The following is an 11833-nucleotide window of genomic DNA, read 5'->3' as shown; positions in this document are numbered from 1 at the left end:
TTAATTTTAAACAGATTTTTTAGCAAAAATTGTTATTGATTTACAAATTATATTATTTTTTACAAAAGCAATATTTTTAAATTTTAAAATATTTTTTTTAGACTTCAAAAACATTGTTTCTATTGCAATTTGATCACCAGGTACTACAAATTTCTTAAAACGTACATTATCTACACCTACAAAATAATATAAAGTGTTTATATTGAGTTGTCCTATACTTTTGTATATTAAAATACCTGCAGCTTGAACCATAGCTTCAATAATTAATACACCCGGAAAAATTGGATTAGTTGAAAAATGTCCTTGAAAATATGGTTCATTAACTGTACAGTTTTTTATTGCTTTTAAATATTTAAATATATCTAGTTTAATAACACGATCGATAAGCAAAAAAGGGTAACGATGAGGTAGAATTTTTAAAATTTCTTCAATATTTAAAGTATTTTTTATAACATTCAAAATATCTTCCTATGTTAAAAATTTTTAAATGAATACTAATATATATAAAAATTTTTAATATTTATTTTATAATTACCAATTCTTCCCGATATTAAATTGAAATGGTTCTAAATGATGATTTTTATTTTTTTGAATAGGAATAGAATAAGAAAACACTAATGGACCAATAGGTGAAAACCATTCTAATGAAAGACCAAATGATGAATAAATATCATCGATAATATTATGTTTTAAAGAAGTGAATGTATTCGTATAATTTTTATTATTTAATTTTGTGTCCCAAATATTTCCAACATCAAAAAATATAGAAGATCGTAAAAATTGAGAATGTATTTCATTTAGAAATGGAATTGGTATGATAAATTCTAAATTGGTAGAAAACGTAGCGTTACCACCAATGGAATCAATTGATTCACACGAATCATTGTTTTGATATCCCATACAATGATCTAAATCAACATTATCGTAGATTTTTTTAGGACCAATAGTTTTAGAACGGAAACCGCGAATGTGATTTGAACTATCAGCATAAAAATTTTCATAAAAGGGTAATTTTTTATTATTAAAACTATTTCCTATACCCATGTGAATATGGCTTAAAAAAATAAATTTTTTTAATTTATCCAATGGAACATATTGTTCACTATCTAATATAATTTTATAAAAATTATTGTCCGATCCAGGAATTGTATTTTTTCCGCTTATATAGGTTTGATTACCGGAAATAGGGAAATAAATATATTTTAAAGTATTATACGTCCAAGAATAATTTAAAGTAAAATCATCAACTAAACTAGTGGCTAAAATATTATCATTTAAAGATGTGTTTATTGAAGAAGGAGTTTTTATTTTTTTATTTATTTTTGAAGTATCATTGTTAAAAATACCATTATGACTATATCCTATACCAAAATTTATTTTATTAGCATCATTGATTGGAAATCCTAAGTTACTTTCAAAACCATAAGTATGTTTGTTTATATTCGAAACACTATTAAAATTATATTTAAAATCATTAAAAAATAATCTAGTATTTAAATCTGTTTTATCAAAAATAAAATAAGGATAATTTATTGATAAATCGATATATTTTTGATTTTTATTTTTAATAATACTGGATTTTAAAGAATTACCTGAACCAAATATATTGTCTTGAGAAAAAGAAGTATTAAAACTGATACCACTATCTATACCATACCCTAATCCAAAATTTATAGAACCTGTTGGTTGTTCTTTTACTTTATAAATAATATCGATTTGATTAGAATCAGAAGAAATTTTATTATTTATTACTTGTATTTGACTAAAATACTTTGTATTTTCTAATAAAATTTTTCCAGATTCTACTAATTTCAAGTTAAAGCATTCCCCTTCCATTTGCTTCATTAAACGACGTAAAACTTTATCTTTAGTTAACTCATTACCCTGAAAATAAATTTTATGTACATAAAATTTATTTTTGATATCAATATTAAAATTTAAAACAATGGTTTTTTTTTCATAATTAATTTCTGGAATAACAATAATCTGGGCATCAATATATCCATGTTCAAATAATAATCGTTTTATTCTGTTCACAATCAAATTAATTTTATCTTTATTATATGGCTCGTTATGATTAATATTAATTAAATCTTTTATTAAAGGTCTGTAATCAAATAAATCACCATTAATGAAAAATTTAGAGATGTTATATTTTTGACCTTCAGAAATGTAAATTTTAATATCTACAGAATTATTTTCTTTAAGAAAATTTACTTCTTTTTTATCTATATTAAAATAAAAATACCCTTGATTTACATAAAAATTATTTAATTTTACTAAATCAACGTTTAACTGTTTTGGTGAATAATGAGATTCATGAAAAAGATTCCACCAATTTGAATTCGTTTTTAACTTAAATAATGAAATTATTTTTTTTTCAGAAATATTTTGTGCGCCAAATATTTTAATACTATTCACTTTTATTAGAACACCTTCATTAATCATTATTTTTAAATTAACGGTATTATGAGGTAAAAAAATCTTTGAAATTTTTATATTAAATTTACATCTTCCTATATCATAGTAAAAATCTTTTATTGTTTGAATAAATTTTTTTTCTATATATTCACTGAATGAATGACCTTTTTTTATGTTTAATTTTGTCAAATATTTATCTAATATGTTAGTATCAATAATTTTATTGCCTAAAATGATTACATCATTAATAATAGGTCGTTCATGGATATAAAAAATTATTTTTTGTCCTGAAAAACCTACCTTTATATTGTCAAATTTCCCGGTTTTAAATAAAGATTTAACACTATTTTGTATATCATTTTGAGTTATTTTACTTCCAATATTAAAAACAATATTTTGTAAAACTTCATTTTCTGAAACATTTTTTAATCCGTTAAATTTTATATCTTTGACAATCCATATATTTTTTGCATAGACAGTAGAACTGACAGTAGCACTAAAAAACATAAAAAAAAATATAAAAAGTTTTTTCATTAACATTATCGTCAACATTTTTCCTGGAAAATATTCCATATTTTATAAAAATAAAATCTCAAAATACTTGATGAGTAGTCATTTTTACAAAATAATTAAATAAAATTGTTTTAAAAATATAAACATATTATTTTTCACATGCATTTAAATTTTATTTGTATACATGACTTGAATTGTATTTAAAAAATATACTATTTTTTACACCCTCCAAAACGACGTTCACGAGATATAAAAAAATCTATAGCATTTTGAAAAATATATTGATTAAAATCAGGCCATAATACATCAGTAAAATATAATTCTGAATAAGCTATTTGCCATAGTAAAAAATTACTAATTCTTTTTTCTCCTCCTGTTCTTATAACTAAATCGACTGGTCTAAGACCTCTAGTAGATAAATATTTAGAAATAGTATGTTCTTTGATTTGCTCTACATTTAAAATTCCTTGTTGAACGTTTTTCACAATTTTTTTAACACTTTGTATTATATCCCATTTTCCACCATAATTTGCAGCTATATTTAAAATTAAACCACTATTTTTTACAGTAATGTCTTGAACTTGATTGATTTTGTTTTGCAATGTTTTATTAAAAAATGTTGTATCACCAATAATTTTTAATTGAATATTATATTTTTCTAAATTATGTAATTCATTATTTAATGCAAATAAAAATAATTCCATTAATCCATTTACTTCAAGCATTGAACGATTACGATTTTCAGTACTAAAAGCATACAATGTTAATATTTTTATATTATTTGTAATAGAAAATTTCACTGCTTTTTTTAATGCTTGGAAACCTTCTTTATGACCTAAGATAGATAATTTCCCTTTTTTTTTAGCCCAACGTCTATTACCGTCCATAATAATAGCTACATGATTAGGATTTTCTTTTTTAATTTTTTTTTTATATTTTAACGAAAATTTATACAACATAGTACTTATAAATTTCTCTTAAAAATAGAATTTTTTTATTTAATATTTTTATCTAAAAATAATTTATTTATCATATTCAGTTAAAACGAAAAAGATAACACTTTTTTCATGGCCAATATTCTTGCCATTCTATCAATTTCTAAAACATCTTCAATAGAATTTGGTTCTGAAAAACAAGAAGACATTAATGTCTCTAAATTGACGTTATATATTTTATCAAAAGAAATTTTTCTATTCAGAAAAGCAGAAACTGCAATTTCGTTTGCTGCATTTAAAACAGTCATTGCTGATTGACCTTCAGAAAAGGTATCAATGGTTAATTTAAGACATGGAAATTTAGTAAAATTAGGTTCAAAAAAAGATAAGTTATTATTTTTTAAATAATTAAAAAAATCAGATTTTAAACGAAGACGATGGGGCCAAAACATTGCATATGAAATAAAAATTTTTATATTAGGAATAGATAATTGAGCTGATATAGAACCATCATAATACTCAATCATAGCATGAACTACAGATTGAGGATGGATCAAAATTTTAATTTCTGATTCTGAAGCATGAAATAACCATCGTGCTTCAACATATTCTAAACCTTTATTCATCATGGTAGCTGAATCTACTGATATCTTTTTTCCCATTGACCAATTTGGATGAGAACATGCCTGAATTGGTGTTACATTTTTTAATTGAGATATAGAAAAATTATAAAAAGGTCCTCCAGAAGCAGTTAAAATAATATTTTTAATAAAACTTTTTTTTAAATTAACTATGCCTAAATTTTTTTGTATATCTAAAGGTAACAATTGAAAAACAGCATTATGTTCACTATCAATTGGAAGAATTCTAGCTTTACTAAAAGATAATTCTTTCATAAACAAGTGGCCACACGTAATTAAAGATTCTTTATTAGCTAATAATATTGTTTTTCCAGCACGTATTGCAGATAACGTCGGTAATAATCCTGCTACCCCAGAAATAGCACAAACTACTTGATCTATTTCTGATAATGAAGCAAGTTGACAAATTGCTTGTGCACCAAAAAGAACACGAGTTTTAATTTTTTTAATTCTTAATTTTTCACTAAGTGAATTCGCAGATTTTTCATGATACATTGCTACCCATTCAGGAGAAAAAATTTTACATTGTTCTAAAACTTTAGTAACATTTTTATTTGCAACTAAAGCAACTACTTTAAACAAATTTGGGTAAAGTCGTATAATAGACAAGGTGCTAGTACCAATGGAACCACTAGATCCTAGGATAGTTATCTTTTTCATGAATATTGTTATATTATAAATAAATTTTTATTATGAAACGAATATTATAAAGCTTTTTTATTAAATAAAAAATTTAAAATTTCATTAATTCTGCTTCTTTTTTTGCTAAAATCAATTCTATTTTTTTGATGTATTTGTTGGTAATTTCTTGTATTTTAATTTGTGCAATATGTTCTTGATCTTTTCCAATAACTTTATCTTTAATCAATTTTTTAATTTTATCATTTGCATCTCTACGAATATTACGAATACAAATGCGACTATTTTCAGAATCTTTACGCATAACTTTAATTAAATTTTTTCTTCTTTCTTCGGTTAATGCTGGTACTTTTATAATAATATCTTTACCAGTCAACATTGGATTTAAATCAAGATTTGCTTGTAAAATAGATTTTTTAATTAATGATGTAACCGAACTATCAAATACATTAAGTCTAATAGTATTAGCATCTTCAACTATAATGTTACAAACTTGACGTAAAGAACTTTTGGAACCAAAATATTCCACATAAATATTATTTAATAAAGATGGCGATGCTCTACCTATTCTAATATTATTTATATTATTTTGAAGTGTTTGAACACATAACTTCATTTTTTCATTACTATTCATATTAATTTCATTAATCATATTTTTACCTATACAATATGCTTTTATATGTCTTCATTTATCAAAAATACCAGTATTTTATTGTTTTGAGTTCATTTTACTTAACTAATAAGTGTGCCTTCGTTTTCACCCATAATAATTCTATATAAAGATCCAGAATTATTAATATTAAAAACCCGAATAGGTAAACAATAATCTCGAGCAAGTGTAAAAGCAGATAAATCCATCACTTTTAACTCTTTTTCTAGCACATCTTTATATGTTAATTTTTTATAAAGAATCGCATTAAAATCCTTCTTAGGATCTGCTGAATACACTCCATCAACCTTAGTTCCTTTTAAAATGATATCAGACTCTATTTCAATACCTCGCAAGCAAGCAGCTGAATCAGTTGTAAAAAAAGGATTTCCAGTTCCTGCGGCAAAAATCACAACAAAATTATTAGATAATAAATTCATTGCTCGATCATAATTATATGCTTGACAAATACCATTTATTGGTATTGCAGACATTAAATAACTATTAACAATAGACATTGAATTAATTTTATCTTTCATAGCTAAACTATTAATGATTGTAGACAACATACCTATATGATCTGATACTACTCGATTGACACCTAATTTAGATAGTTTTTCACCACGAAACAAATTACCACTTCCAATGACTAAACCGACTTGTACACCAATCTTTACTATAGATGAAATTTCTGTAGCAATCCTTGTTAACACACTTATATCGATTCCAAATTTGTTAACTCCCTGTAATACCTCTCCACTTATTTTTAATAAAATACGTCGATATGTAATTTTTTTTTTTTCAGACATGTTCCTCAACCTAAGTACATTCTATATTCATAGAAAACTAATGAAATAAAAGATGTGGTGAAAAAGAATTAATGCATAATATTAATTTAAGAAATAATTTCACCTAATTCAAATCTAAAAAATGATTTAACATATACGTTATGTTTATTTAATATATCTTGTACTGTTTTACTAGTATCCATAATAAAATTTTGACTAGTTAACGAAATATTATTCAGAAATTTATTCATTCTTCCGTTTATAATTTTTTTAACTACATGATCAGGTTTTTGAAGATTTTTTGCTAATTCTAATTGAATGTTATATTCCCGTTGAAACACTTTTTGAGAAACATCTTTTGGATGTAAATATTGTGGTTTACTTGCCGCAATATGCATAGCAATATTTTTCAGTATGTTTTTATCACAATCTGTAGCATTAATTAATACACCAATACGATTACCATGTAGATAAGAAAGAATATTCTCACTTTCTATAAAACAAAAACGACGTATATTAATATTTTCACCTACTTTTGTAATTAGATTTATTCTTTTTTCTTCAAAAGTATCTTTTAATTTTTGAATATCATGTATTTTTTCTGCTAGTACTGTTGAAACTATTTCATTTCCTAATACAATAAATAAATTATCTTTAGATACAAAATCAGTTTCACAATTTAACTCTAACATTACGCCAAATTTATCTCGAGTTTTTAAAAAAATTGCGCCTTGATTAGTAATATTATTAACTTTTTTTTCGGCATGTAATTTTCCTGATTTACGTAAATTATCAATAGATCGTTCTATATCTCCATTTTCTTCTATTAATGCGCGTTTACATTCTAAAAAACCAACTCCTGTGCGCAATCTCAATGTTTTAATTAAACTAGCAGTAATATCAATTTTCATATGTATTCTTCTTATTCATTGTTTTAGATGTAAAATAATATTAGAAAAAATTTCAGAAACAAATATATATTTTATTTAGAATCTATCTCTTTTGTACAATGCGTCAATGATTTATCTGATATATTTTGAAGATTGATCTTAGATAGATTAATCGAAACAAAATTTAAGTACAATGACACTGATCGAATAGCATCATCATTTCCAGGGATAACATAATCTACACCATCAGGATTAGAATTAGTATCAACAATAGAAAAAACGGGAATACCTAAATTATTGGCTTCTTTTATTGCAATATGTTCATGTAATGCATCAATAACAAACAAACAATCAGGTAATCCACCCATATTTTTAATGCCACCTAAACTATTTTCTAATTTGCATAATTCTCGAGATTTTATCAACGCCTCTTTTTTAGTTAATTTTGAAAAAGTACCATCCTTCGATTCTATTTCTAAATCTTTTAAACGTTTTATAGATTGTCGAACTGTTTTCCAATTAGTTAACATTCCTCCTAACCAACGGTGATTAACATAAAATTGACTGCAATTAATAGCTACTTGTTTTACTCCTTTTCTAGCTGCTCTTTTCGTACCAACAAATAATATTCTGCCTTTTCTAAAGGCAATTTTTTTCAATTCTATAAGAGCAAAATTAAACATTGGCAAAGTTTTTTCTAGGTTAATAATATGTACTTTGTTGCGAATACCAAAAATAAAAGGTTTCATCTTTGGATTCCAATAACGTGTTTGATGCCCAAAATGTACTCCTGCTTTTAACATATCTTTCATGGATACTATGTCCATAATCACCTCTAAGTTAAAATAATCAACGATATTAAAAAAATAACAATAAAATTATCAAAAAATTCTATTAAATATTTTAATTAAAATTCATAATAATTAAAATGTTAAATTTACATTTTTTTCATATTAATATATATCATATTTTTATATTAAAATTATAAAATTATTAATAATAAATAATATATTTTCATTTTATGTAGATTTATTAGTAAAGAATTTTTTAAATACATTTCAAATATAGTTTTAATATATCCTAAATTTTAAAAATTGACATAAAAAACGGCTAAATATTATGAATTATATGATTAAGAAACCAACAGAAATTAAAAAAATGCGAATATCTGGAAAAATAGCCGCTGAAGTCCTGGAAATGATAGAAAAGTATGTTCGACCTAATATAAGTACAGAGGATATCAATCAAATTTGTCATGATTATATCATTCATGAGAAAAAAGCTATTTCAGCATGCTTAGGATATCATGGATTTCCTAAATCTATTTGTACTTCTATTAATGATGTCGTATGTCATGGGATTCCAAACAAAAAAAAGATATTGAAAGAAGGTGATATAGTGAATATCGATATCACCATTATAAAAGATAACTATCATAGTGATACTTCAAAAATGTTTTTAATTGGGGAAACAAGTATTTTATCTAAACGTTTATGCACAATTGCTCAAGAAAGTCTATATCGCTCGTTAAAATTAGTTCAACCAGGAATACCTTTATATAAAATTGGTGAAACGATTCAAAATTATGTTGAAAACAACAATTTTTCTGTTGTAAAAGAGTATTGTGGACATGGTATAGGTCGCAATTTTCATGAAGAACCACATATTTTGCATTATAAAAACAAAGATAATAACATTGTTTTAAAAAAAGACATGATTTTTACTATTGAACCTATGATTAATTCTGGAAATCCTCAAGTCAGATGCATGAAAGATGGATGGACTGTCAAAACTAAAGATCGTTCTTTATCAGCACAATACGAACACACTATTTTAGTTACAGAATATGGATGTGAGATTTTGACATGGCGTAAAAATGAAAAAATTTGTCAAAAATTATCTAATAAAAACTAAATTTTTACTAAAAATAACTCTAAAAAATATCTTTACTTATTAATAAAGAAATAGGTGCATAAAAAAACAATGGAATCATTTAAAAAAATTATTGAAGAAGCATATCTCAAAAAAAATAATATTACTGAAATGACTCATGATATGTTTAATACAGTAAATTATGTTATTAAATTATTAAATAATGGAAAAATTAGAATTGCAGAAAAAAAATCAGGTGTATGGATAACGCATGAATGGTTAAAAAAAGCAGTTTTATTATATATGTATATAAAAAAAAATCATATAATATCAGATTATCATACAAATTATTATGATAAAATTCCATTAAAATATGAAAAATACAATGCACAACAATTTGAACAAGACAAAGTTCGTATAGTGCCACCAGCAACCATTAGATACGGTTCATTTATCGCACGTAATACAGTAATTATGCCATCTTATGTGAATATTGGCGCATATATTGATGAAGGGACTATGGTTGATACCTGGGCTACGGTCGGTTCTTGTGCTCAAATTGGTAAAAATGTTCATTTATCTGGAGGTGTTGGTATAGGAGGGGTTTTAGAACCATTACAAAATAATCCTACAATTATTGAAGATAATTGTTTTATTGGAGCTCGTTCTGAAATTGTAGAAGGAGTAATTGTAGGACAAGGATCAGTAATTTCTATGGGTGTGTTTATTGGGAAAAGCACTAAAATATATGATAGAACAAATGGAAGTGTTTTTTATGGAAAAGTACCTTCTAACTCAGTAGTGGTTTCCGGAAGTTTACCTTCAAGAGATAAGACTCATCATCTTTATGCTGCTATCGTTGTAAAAAAAGTAGATTTACAGACATTAAGTAAGACAGAAATTAATACACTTTTAAGACATATATAATAAAAAATCCGCCCGATTTGTTCGGGCGGAAATATCAAAAATTATTCGCTTACTAAATAAATGCTATAATTACCTCGTTTTACACTAAAAACTAATATTTTTGGTTTACTATTTAGAATCATCCTTAGTTCTTCTACATTTGTTATAATTTTTTGATTAACTGCTATTATAATATCATCTTTTTTAAAACCAATTTTTGACGCCGCAGTATTTGATTCTACATTTTCTACTTTTACGCCTTTTTCTCCATTTAATAAATAATCACTAAAATTTGCACCTTCAATTCCTAAATAATTATTATCTAAATTTAGATTATGGTTTAAAGAATGTTTTAATTCTACAATAATATTTCTAATTTTTCCTTCTCTAAATATTCCTAATTCCATTTTCGTAGTAACTGGTAAAGAACTAACTTCGGCACGTAATGCAGAAAAACTAGAAATAGGTTTTTTATTTAAAGAAATGATGATGTCACCAGCTTTAATACCTGATTCAAATGCAGAGGAATTAGGTAAAACTTGACTTACAAATGCACCTTTTTGTGCATTTATCTTCATAATTTTTGCTAAATCTGAGTTTAATTCCATACCTATAATTCCAAGTTCTCCTCGTCTAACTTGTCCAAATTGAACCATTTGTGCAGTGACGTTCTTCACCATATTCCCTGGTATCGCAAAACCTATTCCAATATTACCACCATCTGGCGCTAAAATAGCCGTATTAATACCTATTAATTCACCGTTTAAATTCACTAATGCTCCACCAGAATTACCGCGATTAATTGCTGCATCAGTCTGAATAAAATTTTCATAATGTTCAATATTTAGTCCACTACGACCCAAAGCAGAAATAATACCTGACGTAACAGTTTCACCAAGACCATATGGATTTCCGATAGCTACAGTATAATCTCCTACTCTTAAACTGTCAGAATCAGCAATTTTTATTGCACTTAAATTATTTGCGTCTTTTAATTGTATTAAAGCAATATCAGAACGCGGATCTTTTCCGATTATTTTAGCTTCATAACGACGCCCGTCACTTAACTGTACTTGAATTTTATTAGCATTTTCTACAACATGATTATTTGTTACTGCATATCCTTTTTCAGCATCAATAATTACTCCAGAACCCAATGCATGAAACTTTTCATGTGTATTTTCAGAATTTGGATTCACATCACAAAAAGGAGAATGTCGAAATGGCGAATTACCTTGACAAAACGGAGAATTATCACCAAAAAATGGTTGAAATTGATGCGGTAAACGAGAACCACGTATTATAGTACTTCCTTCAATATTAATACTAATAACTGAAGGCATTACTTTTTCTAACATTGGTGCCAAACTAGGAGCTATTTCGTTAGAAAAATTATTATTTTTATCCAAATTACCTGAAGACATTCCAAAACTTAGTAATAGCATGAAAAATAACATTACTTCGCTTAATATTATCATCTTTATTCTTTTCATTGTTTCTTTCTCATTATTACAATCTAATCTATAAATGAACTTTATTTTTCATAGTAATCATTACAAAAACAGAAGATATTTCATTA

At 25.2% G+C, this 11833-nt stretch carries 11 protein-coding genes; 2 read left to right on the top strand and 9 right to left on the bottom strand.

The genetic code is table 11. From position 1 onward, the window contains the following. Positions 1-6: 6 nt before the first annotated feature. The 8 genes from fabZ to rpsB all read right to left on the bottom strand — a co-directional run bounded on the left by fabZ (position 7) and on the right by rpsB (position 8303). Complete coding sequence (fabZ, locus tag ATN01_RS01205) at positions 7-459, bottom strand: 3-hydroxyacyl-ACP dehydratase FabZ (RefSeq protein WP_075433280.1); 453 nt, start codon at positions 457-459, stop codon at positions 7-9. A gap of 72 nt (positions 460-531) precedes the next feature. Beyond that, on the bottom strand, positions 532-2994 hold the full coding sequence (gene bamA, locus ATN01_RS01200; protein WP_236854829.1) for an outer membrane protein assembly factor BamA: 2463 nt from the start codon (positions 2992-2994) through the stop codon (positions 532-534). A 152-nt stretch (positions 2995-3146) separates the two neighbouring features. After that, the gene (gene uppS / locus ATN01_RS01195) at positions 3147-3893 is read right to left on the bottom strand and encodes a polyprenyl diphosphate synthase (protein ID WP_075433278.1); all 747 of its coding nucleotides are present in this window, start codon (positions 3891-3893) and stop codon (positions 3147-3149) included. A gap of 80 nt (positions 3894-3973) precedes the next feature. Then, positions 3974-5170, bottom strand: coding sequence for a 1-deoxy-D-xylulose-5-phosphate reductoisomerase (gene ispC, locus ATN01_RS01190; protein WP_075433277.1), 1197 nt, complete (start codon positions 5168-5170; stop codon positions 3974-3976). A gap of 73 nt (positions 5171-5243) precedes the next feature. Beyond that, positions 5244-5801, bottom strand: a complete 558-nt coding sequence (gene frr / locus ATN01_RS01185) for a ribosome recycling factor (protein WP_075433276.1) — start codon at positions 5799-5801, stop codon at positions 5244-5246. Between the two features lie 80 nt (positions 5802-5881). Beyond that, positions 5882-6607, bottom strand: a complete 726-nt coding sequence (pyrH, locus tag ATN01_RS01180) for a UMP kinase (RefSeq protein ID WP_075433275.1) — start codon at positions 6605-6607, stop codon at positions 5882-5884. Positions 6608-6693: 86 nt separating this feature from the next. Beyond that, positions 6694-7497, bottom strand: coding sequence for a translation elongation factor Ts (tsf, locus tag ATN01_RS01175; protein ID WP_075433274.1), 804 nt, complete (start codon positions 7495-7497; stop codon positions 6694-6696). Positions 7498-7568: 71 nt separating this feature from the next. Next, the gene (gene rpsB, locus ATN01_RS01170) at positions 7569-8303 is read right to left on the bottom strand and encodes a 30S ribosomal protein S2 (RefSeq protein WP_075433273.1); all 735 of its coding nucleotides are present in this window, start codon (positions 8301-8303) and stop codon (positions 7569-7571) included. Between the two features lie 292 nt (positions 8304-8595). Here rpsB and map point away from each other — a divergent pair, with 292 nt between their 5' ends. Together map and dapD are read left to right on the top strand one after the other, a co-directional pair. Next, entirely contained in the window at positions 8596-9390 is a 795-nt protein-coding gene (gene map, locus ATN01_RS01165) for a type I methionyl aminopeptidase (RefSeq protein ID WP_075433272.1), read from the top strand. Positions 9391-9459: 69 nt separating this feature from the next. Further along, on the top strand, positions 9460-10275 hold the full coding sequence (gene dapD / locus ATN01_RS01160; protein ID WP_075433613.1) for a 2,3,4,5-tetrahydropyridine-2,6-dicarboxylate N-succinyltransferase: 816 nt from the start codon (positions 9460-9462) through the stop codon (positions 10273-10275). A gap of 41 nt (positions 10276-10316) precedes the next feature. Here the strand turns inward: dapD and degP are convergent, their stop codons facing one another. Beyond that, positions 10317-11747, bottom strand: coding sequence for a serine endoprotease DegP (degP, locus tag ATN01_RS01155; protein WP_075433271.1), 1431 nt, complete (start codon positions 11745-11747; stop codon positions 10317-10319). Between the last annotated feature and the right edge of the window lie 86 nt (positions 11748-11833).

Source organism: Buchnera aphidicola (Diuraphis noxia) (assembly GCF_001700895.1).
GTDB classification, from domain to species: domain Bacteria; phylum Pseudomonadota; class Gammaproteobacteria; order Enterobacterales; family Enterobacteriaceae; genus Buchnera; species Buchnera aphidicola_D.
This window is presented reverse-complemented; position numbering and strand designations above follow the sequence as displayed.

Excerpts from the sequence above, each read along its gene's own strand:
- bamA (WP_236854829.1), bottom strand. The coding sequence starts at position 2,994 with ATGGAATATTTTCCAGGAAAAATGTTGACGATAATGTTAATGAAAAAA.
- uppS (WP_075433278.1), bottom strand. The coding sequence starts at position 3,893 with ATGTTGTATAAATTTTCGTTAAAATATAAAAAAAAAATTAAAAAAGAA.
- ispC (WP_075433277.1), bottom strand. The coding sequence starts at position 5,170 with ATGAAAAAGATAACTATCCTAGGATCTAGTGGTTCCATTGGTACTAGC.
- frr (WP_075433276.1), bottom strand. The coding sequence starts at position 5,801 with ATGATTAATGAAATTAATATGAATAGTAATGAAAAAATGAAGTTATGT.
- pyrH (WP_075433275.1), bottom strand. The coding sequence starts at position 6,607 with ATGTCTGAAAAAAAAAAAATTACATATCGACGTATTTTATTAAAAATA.
- tsf (WP_075433274.1), bottom strand. The coding sequence starts at position 7,497 with ATGAAAATTGATATTACTGCTAGTTTAATTAAAACATTGAGATTGCGC.
- rpsB (WP_075433273.1), bottom strand. The coding sequence starts at position 8,303 with ATGGACATAGTATCCATGAAAGATATGTTAAAAGCAGGAGTACATTTT.
- map (WP_075433272.1), top strand. The coding sequence starts at position 8,596 with ATGAATTATATGATTAAGAAACCAACAGAAATTAAAAAAATGCGAATA.
- dapD (WP_075433613.1), top strand. The coding sequence starts at position 9,460 with ATGGAATCATTTAAAAAAATTATTGAAGAAGCATATCTCAAAAAAAAT.
- degP (WP_075433271.1), bottom strand. The coding sequence starts at position 11,747 with ATGAAAAGAATAAAGATGATAATATTAAGCGAAGTAATGTTATTTTTC.